Source organism: Pseudomonas sp. 58 R 12 (assembly GCF_900005865.1).
Classification (GTDB): Bacteria; Pseudomonadota; Gammaproteobacteria; order Pseudomonadales; family Pseudomonadaceae; genus Aquipseudomonas; species Aquipseudomonas tritici.
This window is the reverse complement of record NZ_CVTP01000028.1, coordinates 613,636-630,112: the sequence shown is the minus strand read 5'-3', so window position 1 is coordinate 630,112 and position 16,477 is coordinate 613,636. Positions and strand designations below refer to the sequence as shown.

13 protein-coding genes are annotated in these 16,477 nt (G+C 59.0%); 6 read left to right on the top strand and 7 right to left on the bottom strand.

From position 1 onward, the window contains the following. Positions 1-5 precede the first annotated feature (5 nt). Positions 6-1,298, top strand: coding sequence for a protein kinase (locus BFP95_RS27255; RefSeq protein ID WP_065910966.1), 1,293 nt, complete (start codon positions 6-8; stop codon positions 1,296-1,298). A gap of 115 nt (positions 1,299-1,413) precedes the next feature. Here BFP95_RS27255 and BFP95_RS27250 read toward each other — a convergent pair whose 3' ends face one another. Both BFP95_RS27250 and BFP95_RS27245 read right to left on the bottom strand, forming a co-directional pair. Further along, entirely contained in the window at positions 1,414-2,121 is a 708-nt protein-coding gene (locus BFP95_RS27250; protein WP_065873478.1) for a YebC/PmpR family DNA-binding transcriptional regulator, read from the bottom strand. Between the two features lie 100 nt (positions 2,122-2,221). Further along, positions 2,222-3,079: a LysR substrate-binding domain-containing protein gene (locus BFP95_RS27245; protein WP_065910965.1), complete on the bottom strand. Its 858-nt coding sequence runs from the start codon at positions 3,077-3,079 to the stop codon at positions 2,222-2,224. Positions 3,080-3,192: 113 nt separating this feature from the next. Here BFP95_RS27245 and BFP95_RS27240 point away from each other — a divergent pair, with 113 nt between their 5' ends. The 3 genes from BFP95_RS27240 to BFP95_RS27230 all read left to right on the top strand — a co-directional run bounded on the left by BFP95_RS27240 (position 3,193) and on the right by BFP95_RS27230 (position 5,839). Continuing rightward, positions 3,193-4,317: a 2-aminoethylphosphonate--pyruvate transaminase gene (locus BFP95_RS27240; protein ID WP_065873480.1), complete on the top strand. Its 1,125-nt coding sequence runs from the start codon at positions 3,193-3,195 to the stop codon at positions 4,315-4,317. After that, entirely contained in the window at positions 4,314-5,141 is an 828-nt protein-coding gene (gene phnX, locus BFP95_RS27235; RefSeq protein WP_065873481.1) for a phosphonoacetaldehyde hydrolase, read from the top strand. The genes BFP95_RS27240 and phnX overlap by 4 nt, the downstream gene beginning before the upstream one ends. Positions 5,142-5,272: 131 nt before the next feature. Next, a complete protein-coding gene (locus BFP95_RS27230) occupies positions 5,273-5,839 on the top strand; it encodes a cytochrome b (RefSeq protein WP_065873482.1) in 567 nt (188 codons plus the stop codon). 190 nt (positions 5,840-6,029) lie between these two features. Here the strand turns inward: BFP95_RS27230 and BFP95_RS27225 are convergent, their stop codons facing one another. After that, positions 6,030-6,914: a 1-aminocyclopropane-1-carboxylate deaminase/D-cysteine desulfhydrase gene (locus BFP95_RS27225; RefSeq protein ID WP_065873483.1), complete on the bottom strand. Its 885-nt coding sequence runs from the start codon at positions 6,912-6,914 to the stop codon at positions 6,030-6,032. 55 nt (positions 6,915-6,969) lie between these two features. Continuing rightward, a complete protein-coding gene (locus BFP95_RS27220) occupies positions 6,970-9,009 on the bottom strand; it encodes an NADPH-dependent 2,4-dienoyl-CoA reductase (protein WP_065873537.1) in 2,040 nt (679 codons plus the stop codon). A gap of 1,355 nt (positions 9,010-10,364) precedes the next feature. On the opposite strand from BFP95_RS27220, the gene BFP95_RS27215 reads away from it, so the two are divergent. Further along, entirely contained in the window at positions 10,365-10,616 is a 252-nt protein-coding gene (locus BFP95_RS27215) for a hypothetical protein (RefSeq protein ID WP_139114557.1), read from the top strand. A 406-nt stretch (positions 10,617-11,022) separates the two neighbouring features. Here the strand turns inward: BFP95_RS27215 and BFP95_RS27210 are convergent, their stop codons facing one another. Continuing rightward, entirely contained in the window at positions 11,023-11,523 is a 501-nt protein-coding gene (locus BFP95_RS27210) for a hypothetical protein (RefSeq protein WP_175405997.1), read from the bottom strand. Between the two features lie 1,647 nt (positions 11,524-13,170). Next, positions 13,171-14,082 (bottom strand): site-specific integrase, encoded by a 912-nt coding sequence (locus BFP95_RS27205; protein ID WP_065873485.1) that lies wholly within the window; start codon positions 14,080-14,082, stop codon positions 13,171-13,173. Positions 14,083-14,256: 174 nt separating this feature from the next. Here BFP95_RS27205 and BFP95_RS27200 point away from each other — a divergent pair, with 174 nt between their 5' ends. After that, complete coding sequence (locus BFP95_RS27200) at positions 14,257-15,231, top strand: DNA-binding protein (RefSeq protein WP_065910964.1); 975 nt, start codon at positions 14,257-14,259, stop codon at positions 15,229-15,231. 347 nt (positions 15,232-15,578) lie between these two features. On the opposite strand, the gene BFP95_RS27195 is transcribed toward BFP95_RS27200, so the two are convergent. Beyond that, complete coding sequence (locus BFP95_RS27195) at positions 15,579-16,457, bottom strand: hypothetical protein (protein WP_065910963.1); 879 nt, start codon at positions 16,455-16,457, stop codon at positions 15,579-15,581. Positions 16,458-16,477: the final 20 nt, after the last annotated feature.

The following is a 16,477-nucleotide window of genomic DNA, read 5'->3' as shown; positions in this document are numbered from 1 at the left end:
CGTTCATGAATACCCTCGCCCAACTCAAGGCCGGCCAACTGGCCGGTATCACACGGCTGGACCTGTCCTGCGGACTGGCCGAATTCCCCCAGGAAATTTTCGAACTGGCCGACTCGCTGGAGATCCTCAACCTCAGCGGTAACGCCCTGAGCAGCCTGCCCGACGACCTGCACCGCCTGCCTCACCTGCGCGTGCTGTTTTGCTCGGATAACCTCTTTACTGAACTGCCAGCCTGCCTGGGCGAGTGCACCAGACTGAGCATGATCGGCTTCAAGGCCAACCAGATCCGCCACGTGCCTGCCGCCGCGTTACCGCCGTTGTTGCGCTGGCTGATCCTGACCGATAACCAGATCAGCGAGCTGCCTGACGAGTTGGGCGAACGGCCATTGCTGCAAAAACTGATGCTGGCCGGCAACCGACTGACGCACCTGCCGGAAAGCCTGACCCACTGCCACAACCTCGAATTGCTGCGCATCGCCTCCAACCGCTTCACCCAGCTGCCGGAATGGCTACTGGCCCTGCCAAGCCTGACCTGGCTGGCCTATGCCGGTAACCCGGTGGAAATGGCGATGGAGGTGGCAGGTGATGACGCCACACCACATATTCCCTGGTCCGAACTGGAACTGGCCGAAGTCCTCGGCGAAGGCGCTTCCGGCGTTATCCGCAAAGCGCTGTGGAAACCGTCAGGCAAACTCGTCGCTGTCAAACTCTATAAGGGCAGCATCACCAGCGACGGCTCGCCGCTGCACGAAATGCAGGCCTGCGTCGCCGCCGGGTTGCACCCCAACCTGATCAAGGTGCAAGGCCGGGTAGTCGGCCACCCCGATAACCAGGCCGCACTGGTGATGGACTTGATCGACCCGAGCTACCGCAACCTCGCGGCACTGCCGAGCCTGGCCTCGTGCACCCGGGATATCTACGAACCGGGCGTGCGCTTCAGCTTTGACGTTGCCTTGCGTATGGCACGGGGTATCGCTTCGGTGGGCGCGCATCTGCATCGGCACGGCATCACCCATGGCGATCTGTATGGCCACAACATTTTGTGGAATGAAGCCGGGGATTGTTTACTCGGGGACTTTGGCGCAGCGTCGTTCCATGCCACGGCGGACACCGTGGAAACCAGAGCGCTGCAACGGATTGAAGTGCGCGCGTTTGGGGTGTTGCTGGGGGAGTTGTTGGAGCGGGTTGAGTCGGGAGTGAACGCGCAGTGGATGGAGCTGCAAAGAAATTGCTGTCAACCAGAGGTGATGGCACGGCCTGGCTTCGAGGAAATCGAAGCGCTGCTGAACCAGGGCTAAAACCCAATCCAACTGTGGGAGCTGGCTTGCCTGCGATGAGGTCGTGTCATTCACCTTTCCAGTGACTGATACACCGCCATCGCGGGCAAGCCAGCTCCCATATTTTTACCGCGTTTTAGCCAGCCAGGCCGACGAACATATCCTGCACGTCATCATGGTTGTCCAGGCCTTCCAGGAAGGCTTCGACTTCAGCCATCTGCTCGGCGCTCAAACCGCTCACCGGGTTTTTCGAGAGGTAACCCAGCTTGGCCGACAACACGGTAAAGCCCTGCTCCGGCAGCGCCTTCTGTACAGCATCCAGGTCGGTGGTTTCGGTGATGAACAGGGTGGTGCCCTCTTCCTCGCCGTCTTCGAAATCCTGGGCCCCGGCTTCAATCGCGGCCATTTCCGGATCGGCGTCCGGGTTGTCCGGCGAGGCTTCGATCAGGCCGACGTGGTTGAAGTCCCAAGCCACGGAGCCGGAGGCACCCAGTTGGCCCTTGCGGAACGCCACACGGATTTCAGCCACCGTGCGGTTGATGTTGTCGGTCACGCACTCGACGATCAGCGGCACCTGGTGCGGGGCGAACCCTTCGTAGGTCACACGGTGGTATTGCACGGTCTCGCCGAGCAGACCGGCACCTTTCTTGATGGCGCGTTCCAGGGTTTCCTTGGGCATCGAGGCCTTTTTGGCCTGTTCCACCACCAGACGCAGGTGGGCGTTGGTCGCGGTGTCGGCGCCGTTGCGGGCGGCGATGGTGATTTCTTTCACCAGCTTGCCGAAGATCTTGCCCTTGGCATTGGATGCCGCTTCTTTATGTTTGACTTTCCACTGTGCGCCCATGACTCACTCTCTTTTCGTCCATCGCGCCGAAACGTCTACTGGCCGGCGCTTTGGGGGCAGAGTTTATAGCGCAAGAACGCATCGTTCCACCAAAAAACCGTCAGGGTGCCAACTCGAAAAATGCCTGGATCAAGCGCAATGAGCGCCGCCGCTCCATGCAACCAAGCATGTGGCGATTCAGCAGCCCTTCGCCCTGGATCGGCACGGCGCACACGCGCGGGTCCGGGCTGACTTCCATCGACGACACCACGCCTACGCCCAACTCGGCAGCAACGGCCTCGGTCACCGCCTCACGGCTGTCGAGTTCCAGCAGCACCTTGGGCTGTACACCGGCAGCCAGGCAGGCGTCATCAAAGGTGCGCCGGGTGATGGAGCTGGGCTCGCGCAGCACCATGATCACGTCGTTAAGCTGACCCAGGCGGATACCCTTGGGCAGCGTCGCCCAGGGGTGACTTACAGGCACCAGCGCGCAGATCCGCGACTCGCTCAAAGGTTGCAAATGCAGGCCGTTGCGCGGCTCGACCTCGGTAAGTACCGCCACATCCGCATGCTCTGACAACAACGCGGCCAGGGTTTCCTGGGCGTTGCCCAAGCGCAGGTTGACGGTAATCCCAGGGTAACGCGCGCGCAGGCTGGCGATCATCGGCATCACCAGATGCGGGCCGTCCGCCGCCACTTCCAGGCGCCCGGTGAGCAATTGCTGGTTGGCCTCCAGCATCGCCTGCGCTTCATCTACCAGGCCGAAGATCGCCCGCGTGATCGCCGCCAGGCGCGCGCCCTCCTCCGTCACCTCTACCCGACGTGCGGTACGCCGCAGCAACGGGATCTGGTAGTGCTCTTCCAGCGCCTTGATATGCCCGGTTACCGCGGGTTGGCTGATGAACAGCCGCGCCGCCGCACGGGTAAAACTGCCCTCGCGGGCCACGGCATCGAATGCGCGCAATTGAAACAGATTCATAGCTATCGGCCTCACTGATAGCTCGCATAACAACAAACAATTTGATTGATGACAAGCCAAACTGCAATTTAGTCGCCGTAGCTTCAGCCCCCGATGCCTTGCGAGAATTTGAAATGACCACCGCGCCGATCCTGCTGACCCCTGGCCCCCTGACCACCTCCGCCCGGACCCGTCAGGCAATGATGGTGGACTGGGGTTCATGGGATGACCGTTTCAACCAGCTCACCGCCAGCGCGTGCGAACACCTGCTGGCGATTCTCAACGGCGCCGACACTCACCATTGCGTGCCCTTGCAAGGCAGCGGCACGTTCGCCGTCGAAGCCGCCATCGGCACCCTCGTACCGCGCAACGGCAAGGTGCTGGTGCTGATCAACGGCGCCTATGGCAAGCGCCTGGCCAGGATCTGCGACGTGCTCGGCCGCGATTTCAGCACCTTTGAAACCGCCGAAGACGAACCGACCACCGCCGCCGACGTCGACCGCCTGCTGCAGGCCGACAAGGCCATCACCCACGTCGCGCTGATCCACTGCGAAACCAGCACCGGCATTCTCAACCCACTGCCGGAAATCGCCCAGGTCATTAAAAACCACGGCAAGCGCTTGATCATCGACGCCATGAGCTCCTTTGGTGCGCTGCCGATCGACGCCCGCGAGGTACCGTTCGACGCACTGATTGCCGCCTCCGGCAAATGCCTGGAAGGCGTACCGGGGATGGGGTTTGTCTTCGCCGAAAAAACCGCGTTGGCCGCAGCCCAAGGTAACTGCCACTCCCTGGCGATGGACCTGTTTGACCAGCACAGCTACATGGCCAAGACCGGCCAATGGCGTTTCACCCCGCCGACCCACGTGGTCGCGGCCCTGCACGAAGCGCTGCTGCAATACGTTGAAGAAGGCGGCCTGCCTGCGCGCCATCGACGCTATGCACGCAACTGCCAGGTGCTGCTGGATGGCATGGCCGAACTGGGCCTGCGCAGCTTCCTGCCGGCGGCGATCCAGGCGCCGATCATCGTCACCTTCCATGCTCCGCAAGACCCGCACTATCAATTCAAGGATTTTTACGAGCGGGTCAAGGCGAAGGGTTTCATCCTGTATCCGGGCAAGTTGACCCAGGTGGAAACCTTTCGCGTGGGCTGCATCGGCCATGTCGACGCCACCGACATGCACGCCGCCGTCACCGCCATTGCCGAGGCACTGCAAGCCATGGGCATCACCCTTTCTTCCTTCGGAGCACACGCATGAACTACCAGAACCCCAATGCCCTGCAAGCTGTGATCCTCGACTGGGCCGGCACCGTGGTCGATTTCGGCTCCTTCGCACCCACGCAGATTTTTGTCGAAGCCTTTGCCGAGTTCGATGTGCAAGTCTCTATCGAAGAAGCCCGCGGCCCGATGGGCATGGGCAAGTGGGACCACATCCGCACCCTGTGCGACCAGCCGCAGGTCGCCGAACGCTACCGCAAGGCCTTCGGTCGCACACCGACCGATGACGACGTAACCGCCATCTACCAACGCTTCATGCCGTTGCAGATCGAGAAGATCGCCGAACACTCGGCGCTGATTCCCGGTGCCCTCGACACCATCGCACGCCTGCGCGTGCAAGGCATAAAGATCGGTTCCTGCTCCGGCTACCCCAAACAAGTGATGGATAAAGTCGTCGCCCTGGCGGCCACCAACGGTTATATCGCCGACCATGTAGTCGCGACCGATGAAGTGCCCAACGGCCGCCCATGGCCGGCCCAGGCGCTGGCGAATGTGATCGCGCTGGGCATCGATGATGTGGCAGCGTGCGTGAAAGTCGACGACACCGTGCCCGGCATCCTCGAAGGCCGCCGCGCCGGGATGTGGACCGTGGCCCTGACCTGCTCCGGCAACGCACTGGGATTGACCTACGCGCAGTTCCGCGCCCTTGACACCGCCACCCTGGCCAGCGAGCGCAAGCGCGTCGAAGCGATGTTCGAAGGCTCGCGCCCGCACTACCTGATCGACACCATCAACGACCTGCCTTCGGTGATCGCCGACATCAATGCGCGCCTGGCCCGTGGGGAAATGCCGCAGAGCCACTGATAGAGGTCAAAACAACGGCATTTGCGTGGGGCAAAACGCTCAAAATCGGCTTACAGTTAACGCACTGCGTCACCAAAGAACGCAATGTTGTTCCGTGAATAAACTGTACCTGATAAGTGAGGAACCCAGCGATGCCGTGGAAAAACTCCGATACGCGCTACAGCACCATGTCGATCGCGTTGCACTGGTTGATGGTGGTGCTGCTGGCGGTGGTCTACGCCTGCATTGAACTGCGTGGCCAGTTTCCGAAAGGCAGCGGTGCGCGAACGTTGATCGTCGAAATGCACTTTATGTTTGGCCTTACCGTGTTTGTGCTGGTGTGGCTACGGTTGTTTGCGCGCAGCCTGGGGGTTGCCCCCAAGATCGTGCCGGCACCGCCGCAATGGCAGAGCCTGCTGGCGACGCTGATGCATGTCGCGCTGTACGCGCTAATGATCGGCATGCCGATTGCCGGCTGGCTGATTGTGAGTGCCGAGGGGCATTCGGTGATGTTCTATGGCATGGAGTTGCCGCCGTTGATTGGCGAGAACAAGGACCTCGCCAAGCAGATTGAAGGCTGGCATGTCTGGTTCGGCAAGGTCGGTTATTGGCTGATCGGGCTGCATGCACTGGCGGGGATTGCCCACCATTACGTCCTGCGGGACAACACGGCGTTGCGGATGATGCCGGGGCGGTTTGCCAAGAAAACTGCTGAATGATGGAACGCGATTACGGCATGGGTAGCGTGCTGCGTCGTGCCTGTGACGGTCTGGCAGTCAAATAGGTTGGATCGAGGGTAACCGGTTCAAATGTGGGAGCTGGCTTGCCTGCGAATGCGGTAGGCCAGTTACAGATATGCCAATTGACACCCCTCTTCGCGAGCAAGCCCGCTCCCACAGGGGTTCTGTGTCAGGCATTGAACCCTCGGCGGCCTTGCAGGCCGCCGGTGTGCACGAAGATCAGGCGGGTGCCGGAAGTAAAGCGCCCTGCTTCGATCTGCGCCTTCAAGGCCAGTAACGCCTTGCCGGTGTAGAGCGGCTCCAATGGCAAGCCGCAGGCCCGCTCTGTGGTTTCGATAAACTCGAGCAGCAGCGGATCGACCTTGGCAAAGCCACCTCGGCTGGCGTCCACCAGCTCATACCCACCTTGAACGATAGACTCCACGTTCTGCGCCACACCGTGATCATCCGGCACCGCCATGGCGCCGTGCACCGTGTGTGCACCCGCCTCCGCCAGCACCAGACCGGCCAACGTGGTGCCAGTGCCTGCAGCTAACCACCAAGCGTCGTAACCGGCCCAACCCAACGCGGGCAATTGCGCCCGCACCTGCTCGACCAACACGGAGCAACCCGATGCACCCGCAATACCACCGCCGCCTTCAGGCACGGGATGCAGATGGGGATACTGCTCACGCCACGGCAGCCAAAAGTCCGGTTCATGGCGCGCGCGATAACCGCCATACCCCAGCCAATGCAATTGCATGCCAAATGCCTTCAAGTCGAGGACAGTAGGGGTGTCTTGTGGATGCCCGCGCAGCAGGCCTACGGTGGGGAAGTCAAAGCGCTTGCCGGCGGCGGCTAACGCGTGCAAATGGTTGGAGTAAGCGCCGCCCAGGCTGATGATGCCGCGGGCGTTTTGCGCCTGCGCTAAATGCCCGCTGAGCTTGAACCATTTGTTGCCACTGATCAGCGGGTCGATACAATCCAGGCGCAACACGGCCAGCTCGACACCTTGCAGCCAATCCAGCTGCAAGGGTTCAAGCGGTGCGCGGGGAAGCCAATCGAAGGGGCCCATCGGGACATCTGTGTGAAAAACGGGGCGGTAGTCTAACACCGCCCCGTTTGGGTTCTTACAGTTCGGCAGCGAGGCGTGAACCCTGATTGATAGCGCGCTTGGCATCCAGCTCGGCCGCCACATCGGCGCCGCCGATCAGGTGCACGGTCTGGCCCGCCGCGACCAGGCCGTCCTGCAGTTCGCGCAGCGGGTCCTGGCCGGCGCAGATGACGATATTGTCCACCGCCAGCACTTGGGGTTCACCCTCGGCGCCAATGCGGATATGCAGGCCTTCATCGTCGATTTTCAAATACTCGACGCTGTTGAGCATCTGCACCTGCTTGTTCTTCAAACCGGTACGGTGGATCCAGCCGGTAGTCTTGCCCAGGCCGTCGCCCACCTTGGAAGTCTTGCGTTGCAGCAAGAACACTTCACGCGCCGGCGCATGGGGTTGCGGTTTGATACCGGCAACACCACCGCGGGCTTGCAGCTGGGTGTCGATGCCCCACTCTTTCCAGAACGCTTCGCGGTCCAGGCTGGTGGACACACCTTGGTGCACGAGGAATTCCGAGACATCGAAACCGATACCACCGGCGCCGATCACCGCTACGCGCTTGCCTACCGGTTTGCGTTCGAGGATCACATCCAGGTAGCTCAGCACCTTGGCACTCTCGACCCCCGGGATCGCCGGGGTACGCGGCGCGATGCCGGTGGCCAGGATGATCTCGTCATAACCACCCGCCGCCAGTTGCGCCACGTCCACACGGGTATTGAGGCAAAGCTCCACGTGGGTGGTCTGCAATTTGCGCTTGAAGTAGCGCAGGGTTTCGAAGAACTCCTCCTTGCCCGGCACGCGCTTGGCGATATTGAACTGGCCGCCGATCTCGCTGGCGGAGTCAAACAGCGTCACCTGATGGCCGCGCTCCGCAGCCACCGTTGCCGCCGCCAGACCGGCAGGACCGGCACCCACCACGGCGATCTTCTTGATTTGCTTCACGGGCAGGTAGTTGAGCTCAGTCTCATAGCACGCGCGCGGGTTGACCAAACAGGTGGTCAGCTTGCCGCCGAAGGTGTGATCCAGGCAGGCCTGATTGCAGCCGATACAGGTGTTGATTTCATCGGCACGGCCAGCGGCAGCCTTGTTGACGAATTCCGGGTCGGCCAGGAATGGGCGTGCCATGGACACCATGTCGGCATCGCCCTCGGCGAGGATCTGCTCGGCGATTTCCGGGGTGTTGATGCGGTTGGTAGTAATCAGCGGAATCTGCACCGCACCGCGCAGTTTGGCGGTGACTTTGCTGAACGCGCCGCGCGGCACCTTGGTGGCGATGGTCGGGATACGCGCTTCGTGCCAGCCAATCCCGGTGTTGATAAGGGTCGCACCGGCGCCTTCGATGGCCTTGGCCAACTGCACGATTTCTTCCCAGGTGCTGCCGCCCTCCACCAGATCGAGCATCGACAGGCGGAAGATAATGATGAAATTCGGGCCCACGGCCTCACGCACACGGCGCACGATATCCACCGCCAGGCGCATGCGGTTTTCGTAGCTACCGCCCCAGCGGTCGGTGCGATGGTTGGTGTGGGCGGCGAGGAACTGGTTAATGAAGTAGCCTTCGGACCCCATGATTTCCACACCGTCGTACTCGGCGACCTGGGCCAGCAACGAACAGGTGACAAAATCCTGGATCTGCTTTTCGATGCCTTCTTCGTCCAGCTCCTTGGGCTTGAACGGGTTGATCGGCGCCTGGATCGCGCTCGGTGCAACTTGTTTAGGGCTGTAGGCATAACGACCGGCATGGAGGATCTGCATGCAGATCTTGCCGCCCGCCTCATGCACGGCTTTGGTCACGATCTTGTGTTTTTGCGCTTCTTCGTCGGTGGTCAGCTTGGCCGCGCCGGCGTACACCCCGCCCTCGTCATTCGGGCCAATGCCGCCAGTGACCATCAGGCCAACGCCGCCACGGGCGCGCTCTGCAAAATAGGCGGCCATGCGTTCGAAGCCGCCGGGCTTTTCTTCAAGGCCCGTGTGCATCGAGCCCATCAGGGTACGGTTGCGCAAGGTGGTAAAACCCAGGTCCAACGGGGCCAGCAGGTGCGGGTAGGCAACAGCGGTCATGGTCAAGCTCCACAACGGATCATCACGGGGGCGTGACAGGCTCATGCGGCCCGCCATCGGTTTATGTCCCACAGACTAAGAGCCGGCGGACTACCGCTCAATGACTGAAACTGACAAGTTATTGATCCAAATGCACAGCGCCCCTTGGCAAGCCGGCCCATGGGCCCTACCCTAGTCGGCGAACCCTGCATGGGTTTTCACTTGTGATGAGATTATTTGCACTTAAAAATGAAAACCACGTGCCTTGCGAACTCCGGTTTAGAAGATGAAACCAGGGGCAACACCGCAAAAAGGGTGCAATAGTGCCTAAGATATCTTCCACAATAGCTGCTATGCCCAGTTGTCTATACGGCCGGATGTGCAGTAGATCATTTGCTCGTCAAAACCCTGAAGTGCGTCCCGAGCACGATGGCCCGGAAAAAAAGTGTCACCGGTTACTCAATCGGGGGGTTCGAAGGCGCCAGCGACAGCTTTTATTTATTTCCGACAGACTTTATTTCGTACCTTCACTTCGATCGCTCATAGAGAACTCACAATGGTGCTTTCCCGCAAAACATAATGTTAGTAATGTCGATTTGAACGTCGTAAGAATGCAAATGGGAGATCGCCAATCACCCTTCAAAAATCGCAAGCCGCTTTCTCGTTGCAGACACGATGACACACTGGTGCTGTCCAGGGGTTTCAATGGGAATGGACTCTTCAATGATTTTAGAAAATTAAAGCTGTCTCAAGAAAATTATGGCCGTCGCAGGAGTCAACGAGGGTCACCCACCTCGGCTCCTGTCACGCCTCTGATTCTAACTTCCCACGACCTTCCTGCCTGTCTTGGCGAGCGCCTGATAACGCGAATTCAGAACGACGAATCTTTACGTTCGCATGCTAAACGAAACCCGTTCATCCAAAATCTTGTTCTCGACAACAAAGTTGCAGAAAGTTTATCACGCTGTAATTGGAGCTCTAGGCAGGTAAAATTAATTTTTGATCATCTCGGCTGGCACGGATGCTTTGGCTTTCAACAGACTACTTCGTCAACATACTAACCATCCCTTGAAAGCTGCTTTTAAGTCAAGATTCAACCATTCATTTTCAGCTCGTGATTACTTATTCATATACGAGAAGCTCGACAGAGCGTCGGAGCAGAGCGCTTACTTCCCTGCCTGCGCCGACGAGGTTCGCCAAAATCTGGGATACACGTATTGGCGTCGCTTTCTTCCTGAGGTTAAAGTGTGGGCTAAGCACAATGTTGAATTGCTGAAGAAATGTCAGTTTTGCGACAAGCCCTTTGCAGAGAGGGGCATGCCGTGAGCGTCATGTGGGCAGGGTGCTCCGGACGCCACCTAGGCGAGGTAAGGCACGTGATGAACCTCGACCCGGGCGCACTGCGTTTGGCACAATTCCTCGTTAAGCTCTGTCGGGCGAATCAGCTTATTTACATAGATGCAGCAGCGGCAGTTATTGAGCAGGAGCTAATCAATAATCGCGCGACCAATCTTGCCGCTCAGAAGGACTTCGCGAATGTGGCTAAGTTTCAGCACTATATTGAACTCTGCCGTCTGGACGATATGGACGAAATGTCGAGACTACCCGAAAACAGAAAGCCCAAGTGAGAGATGCAATCGGGGGGATTGTGATGGCGCTTTATACTTGATATGGCCCTAACTCTTTGTCAATGCTACACGGCTTCTGCGGACTGAGCGGTATCGCGGAACATGTTTTGGATGCGTCGTGCCTGTCTAAGGTATACGAGGGCGCCGAAGAAGCAGCCCTCGCACAGATGCACTTCGTACTGCGCACCCTCGTATGACGCGCCGTAACCTCAGTAGGCCAATAGAACCCCGTACTCGACGTTGCCGCTGTCTAGGCGCATGGAGCAATCGCACACGTCGGTCGCAACGTACGTCGGTGACTACGCCGCCCCCCATGCGGCTCGTGATTTTCATCGGGCAGGCCCTCATCTTCTCGTTTTATGAGATTTGTGAGCCGTGCTCGACTTGACGCCTGAGGCACGACCGGTCAACGGCTGTCGGGTGGGGAGGAGCCACGCCTTGGTTTGCTCTTAGTGCGCTTTCGAGGTTTGCGTTCAGCAGCGGCGAGCACTCTGTCTGGCGCGAGCGCGAGCAGGGCCTTTGGTGCTATCCCGCCAAGCGTCGATTTTTCGGACTGAAACCATGCAGCTATTGACCATGCGTTCATCCTGGCGCTCAGGATTGAGAGCGTCTTATGAAGGCTTTCGATTGGCCGGTAGCCGTTCGTGCCATCCAACCCATAAATAGGGAAGAAATCGACTTTGCCAGGCCGTAGTGAAAAAATCCGCCCATCAGCCAGCATCTGATCGGGATCAACGACCACCTCGTGACTGCTGGCGGATGCCAGCTGAAGCCACTGCCCTCGTGAAATCCAGTCCCCGCTCTCGAAGATCCCGGAGCGGCTGGTGCCTTGAGCTACACCCTTGTCCAGAAGCGATCGAGGGATTGATTCTGCCGGGAGGAAGCAGTCGATGATGATATCGAGCACCTTTTGTGAATAATCTGCGAGGCGCCACTCAAAGAGCTAGTTGAACATCTGTAAGCCGGCTAAATAGGCCTCGATTGTGCTATCTGAATTGGCTTCAATCGAGATAGTGGCATGCAGAGCTACACTGCCTTCTGATGTACCTGAGGGAGCATGAGGCTCGCGCTGGGTACGAATATGTGCGAATGGTACCGTCATGTTCATCTCCCGGATGGAGCTGTGTGGGCCTTTGCCTGAGTTATGCCGCTTATTGCCAACTGTGGGAAAGAGCCTATCCGCGAGATCACTGGCGTGCCGAGCGTACAAAGCCACTGTGCCTGCCGCTGGCTTCTGACCCGGTACGAATGCACCCACTCATCCTTGGGTAATTTTCAGTATATTCAGAAATTGTTGACTCACCCTGCCGGCGTCGAAGTGCTCGAACAGCGGCCACGACGGTACAGAAATGCTACTCCAGATTTCGACCACTAGTTCATGTAGCCGTCAGGGCCGAGATGCCGCAGCATCAATTCGACCAGCGAGGTAGAAAATGAAGGGGCGCCGTAAAGTCAGAACAGATAAGTGGCTGATGCAAGATCAGTTCATCAAAGCTGCCAGGGCCACCCTGGCTTCTAAACCCAATGTTGGGCGTTTTATCAACGCTGCGGCACAAGCGGAGGTTGACGAACCTATTGGGATACTCGCTGGCAGTCGAAGGGCTGCTGAGGGATCGTCAAAACGTCATGACGATCAGAAATGACCGCTGCCTCTCTAAGTCCCGTCATTTCTCCGCAACCACAGCCCTAACCAGTCAGAGCTCCCAGCGCGGCGCGAGATATTGGGATCAACCGCTCACCAACCGCGGGCACGCTTGAATATACGTTAAGACCGCGTCGGTTCGGGTTGCGACAGTTTTGCGTTTCCTCCACGAGAGGCTATAGGCCGCGAAACACGGTACCCTTCCGCAAAATTTTAATTCTCTAAATTCATCGAGGTTGGAAACGTCCGAGCGGCCCGGATGCACGCCTGCACCGGCTGCGACAATTGCATCTGGTCGCCCATCAGGACGATGTTTCGCACAGCCACGCCCATCGCGACCGAATTCGCCACACTTACCCGAGGAGATTTTGCCCTGGCGCTTGAGCACTTTGCCGAGCATGAACCAGAGCCGAGCTGGTTTTTCTACTTGACCGAAGGTGCTCATTGTTCCCACTGGCTATACGTCCTCCACCTCATGCAAATCCTAGCAATCCTGCACGTAAACGTGCGCCAGCATGTAGCGCTCAACCTTACCGTTCAAAGCGCTCGCCCTGCTGTACGGCTATGTCGGGGCAATTCCTGTTGTACTGGCGGAATGCAGATCGCACAAGCTGGCGGCCGAACCTGAATTGTGAGACCACTATTCAAGATCGTCCCCTTGGTTGGGATTACTGGGGTCGGAGATGGAATTGAAGTTAATGGCCGCAGGAATGCCAGACGTCCTCGCCATGGCACCTGCCGATGCGTTGAAGCGAGCTCGTCAGTAATACCGCCGGCATCTCTTTGCACTTACCGGATGGCGCGAGCTTAATACATCGCGGCCGACAGGCCGTGATTGATCAAGGCGATCAGGGTGCGCGGCGCCAGTACCGGTGAGAAAAATTCGCATCGGCTACCGCCCCGGTGGCGGTCTCACTCACGCCGCCACTCACCAAACGGCGCGTGTCCATCGATATAGCGGGTGGCTGACTGAACGTCGCGCCAGCCCACATAATCCATCAGTGCCTTGGTCCCCCAGGCATTGCGGCTGGCCCACGTGGCGAACCCGCGGCGCAGCGAATGGCTGCTGTAGCGTTCGCCGTCGAGACCGTTGCGGGCGAACGCCAGGCGTAACAGACGTGAGATGCTGTTCGGGTTCAGCCCCGTCGCCCGGATATGGCCCCAGCGATCGATCGCCCGGAACACCGGCCCCTGTTCGAAACCGCTCTGCGCCAGCCAATCCTCATAAGCCTGAACCGGACACAAGCGTTTCAACGCCGGCAAGGTGAAGGTCCGGCCACGATGACTGCGATCGGTCTTGCCGCTGCCCAGGAACAGCTCCAGCCCCTGCCCGGCGTCCAGCCGAACATGCTCCACCTGCAAGCGACACAGGTCGTCCGCGCGAAAAGCGCGCCAGAAGCCCATCAGGACCAGGGCCTGATCGCGATAGGCGCGCAGGCGAACACTTGCGTCTTCGCTGTTCCGCTGCGCCTGTAAAGCCTCGATACAAGCCTCCAGCGCATTGAGTTGCAGCGCGCGGGCCTGCTTGACCGGCTGCGGGTGCTCGGCCTGGATCCCGCGCAGGACGTCGCGCACCTGCGGCAGCTTAGTAGGATCGACAAAGCCGTGTTGTTGGTGCCACTGGGCCAGGGCGGCCAGGTGGGTGCGCAGCGTGCCGACCGACAGCTGCTCGGCGTGCCCTGCCAGATAACGCACCACGCTATCACCGGACGCCGGCAGCAGTCCGCCCCACTCCTGTTCATAATGTTCGAGCGCTCGCTGGTAGCGACGCTCGGTGCTCGCTCGGCGCGCCGCCTTGAGATAACGGTCAGTTGCAGAACTCATCTCGCACTTCTCATTGCATACCGCCGCGTGGGCATGAAAGGCGAAAACCGCTTATCACGTTTGAGAATTCAGGATTCTCGAACCCCAGTCTGTCCGATTTCTAGGTGTGGGCGTCACGGTTGTACACGTGTACATCCATACTGCTTGAACGGTACGAAAAAATCGGAGCAAGCCATGGCCCGTTCTGGAATCAACAAAGCGCAGGTTCAGTGCGCGCGCGATGCCTTGCTGGCGCGCGGCTTGGTACCGAGCATTGAGGCGGTGCGGACCGAACTGGGTCACACCGGCTCTAAGACCACCATAAATCGCTACCTGCGTGAGCTGGCGGACGCCGAGCCGCAGCCGCCACGGGTAAGCCTATCCGAGGAACTACAAGCATTCATTCAGAGTGTAGCTGCACGGCTGGCCCGCGAGGCACAGGATAGTGTGGCCGCGGATCGCGCCCGCCTCGAGCACCAACAGGCGGCCTATCAGCAACAGCGCGCAGTGGACAGTGCGCGCTTTGAGCAATTGCAAATCGCTCATACCGCCCAAGGCGACGAATACCGCGTATTGAGTCAGCGCGAGGTGGAACTCAATAGCCAATTACAGCGCATTGAAGGTGAACGGCAGCGTCTGGAGGAAGCCTGCCGGCAACAGGTACAACTGCTCGAGGAGCGGCTAGGGCAAATCCGATCACTGGAAATGAAGCACCAGCAGGCCCGGGAGGCCATGAGTCACTACCGCGAGCAGCATCAGATCCAGCGTCAGGAAGAGCTGCAACGTCATGCTGAACAGATGGGCCAAGCTCAGATAGAGATGCGTGGTCTGCGCGAGCAACTGACGGTGCGCCAAGAAGAACTGACCCAGTTATATCGGGATCTTGAGCGCACGAATAGTGCGCACGGACACCTCCAACAACAGTTGCGTCAGCTCGAACGTCAAGTGGCCCTCACCCAGCAGCAACGGGTCAGCCAAGATGCCGCTCTGGCCAAGTCTCGCCAGGACGGCGAAACCATGGCGAGTGATCTCGCAGCCCAGCACGAGAAGGCAAAGTATTACCTGTTGGCGCATCGTCAAGATCAGCGGCTGATTCGTGCTCAGGCCAAGCAAATAAACCGTCTGCAGGCTTTCATGCACCTGGCCCAGATTGACCACCCGGGCCCATGAAGGTTTTGAGAAGGGCCATCAGAAGCTGCTCAGCAAGGGGCTATTACAGGTAGCGTACAGAGTAATCTCAGAGAGGCTCAGTGCCACGGATCTTCGAGCTCTCCCCTTCCGCGCATATTCTGATGCAATGTTTGATCGCCAGTCGGCGCAAGCGTGTGCAGTTATTCGCGCTATCGTTATTCTCCTCCTTCCCCGCCCGCTTAATCGACAGAAGTGGAGCACCTCTGCGAAGTAACATCATTAATTCACCCTTCCACGAACCTAGCCAATCAATGAAGACACCGGGCAAATCTCAGCGGAAGACTCCATGAGCTTTTGGATCTACCCCTGCTATTGCTTGCGTAGCTTCACGCCGGAATACTGATGACCGTGCTCGCCAATTTCGCCGATGCGCGCCTGACCCGCATATACAAATCGGCAGGTTTTTCGACGGAAGTGCCCTCCGCCGCCGAACGCAAGGCATCTACGGTGCAAGAACAAGAGCGCTCGCCCAAGTACCACAGCCACACGATACAGTCGTCGGTCCAACCAGATACCCATCCTTGGCGGATAAGACATTCACCTAAACGGATTTGCCCCTGCAGCAGGTAGTCAAAGGACTGTTCACTGTCCAGCCAATATTTGATATCTCCCAACAGCCCTTGATCCACCAGGATCTTGACTGCGCTCCAGAGCGGCACTGCCAGCTTTCTGTCTGAAGGCCGTAGGCACATCAATTCGCAACAAGCCGCGAAGTTCTTGCGTAACCAGCTTCTTTCAAATAGCCATTGTGGAGACTGAGACCGTAGAATCGCCAAGAGTGGAGCTAGGTTATGCCAGTCTGGACAACTGCAGAGCAGAGCGAGCGAGTTCGAGCGAAATATCTCCAGCCCCTCGCCGTCCATGCGCGTGCCGCTGACGATCTCTTCAATGGATCTCTGCCCGCACGAAGGCTTCAACAGCGACCACAGCGATGAATCGAAAACTGCTCGCAGTCCTGAAAATCGCTCATACAGCAGAGTTCGAGAAGGCTCAGAGGCGACGGCCCCGATGAACCGGCGTCTCCACAACCTGAGTAGTTCAGGAGGGGTTGCCTCACCAGGGAGAACGGTCCTGTCCAATGTAGCCTCACAGCCAGCCACTTCCCGAGAATCGCTAGCGCAGCCATACGCCTCGGCGACCGAAATCGAGAACGCGATCGCACGCGCGCGTCTGATCTCGGAGGTATCCAGACGGCTATCCCTCATGAGCAGCCTCCTCTTAGAAA

What these genes read in the sequence shown, in the direction of transcription:
- BFP95_RS27255 (WP_065910966.1), top strand. Translation starts at nt 6, where the DNA reads ATGAATACCCTCGCCCAACTCAAGGCCGGCCAACTGGCCGGTATCACA.
- BFP95_RS27250 (WP_065873478.1), bottom strand. Translation starts at nt 2,121, where the DNA reads ATGGGCGCACAGTGGAAAGTCAAACATAAAGAAGCGGCATCCAATGCC.
- BFP95_RS27245 (WP_065910965.1), bottom strand. Translation starts at nt 3,079, where the DNA reads ATGAATCTGTTTCAATTGCGCGCATTCGATGCCGTGGCCCGCGAGGGC.
- BFP95_RS27240 (WP_065873480.1), top strand. Translation starts at nt 3,193, where the DNA reads ATGACCACCGCGCCGATCCTGCTGACCCCTGGCCCCCTGACCACCTCC.
- phnX (WP_065873481.1), top strand. Translation starts at nt 4,314, where the DNA reads ATGAACTACCAGAACCCCAATGCCCTGCAAGCTGTGATCCTCGACTGG.
- BFP95_RS27230 (WP_065873482.1), top strand. Translation starts at nt 5,273, where the DNA reads ATGCCGTGGAAAAACTCCGATACGCGCTACAGCACCATGTCGATCGCG.
- BFP95_RS27225 (WP_065873483.1), bottom strand. Translation starts at nt 6,914, where the DNA reads ATGGGCCCCTTCGATTGGCTTCCCCGCGCACCGCTTGAACCCTTGCAG.
- BFP95_RS27220 (WP_065873537.1), bottom strand. Translation starts at nt 9,009, where the DNA reads ATGACCGCTGTTGCCTACCCGCACCTGCTGGCCCCGTTGGACCTGGGT.
- BFP95_RS27205 (WP_065873485.1), bottom strand. Translation starts at nt 14,082, where the DNA reads ATGAGTTCTGCAACTGACCGTTATCTCAAGGCGGCGCGCCGAGCGAGC.
- BFP95_RS27200 (WP_065910964.1), top strand. Translation starts at nt 14,257, where the DNA reads ATGGCCCGTTCTGGAATCAACAAAGCGCAGGTTCAGTGCGCGCGCGAT.
- BFP95_RS27195 (WP_065910963.1), bottom strand. Translation starts at nt 16,457, where the DNA reads ATGAGGGATAGCCGTCTGGATACCTCCGAGATCAGACGCGCGCGTGCG.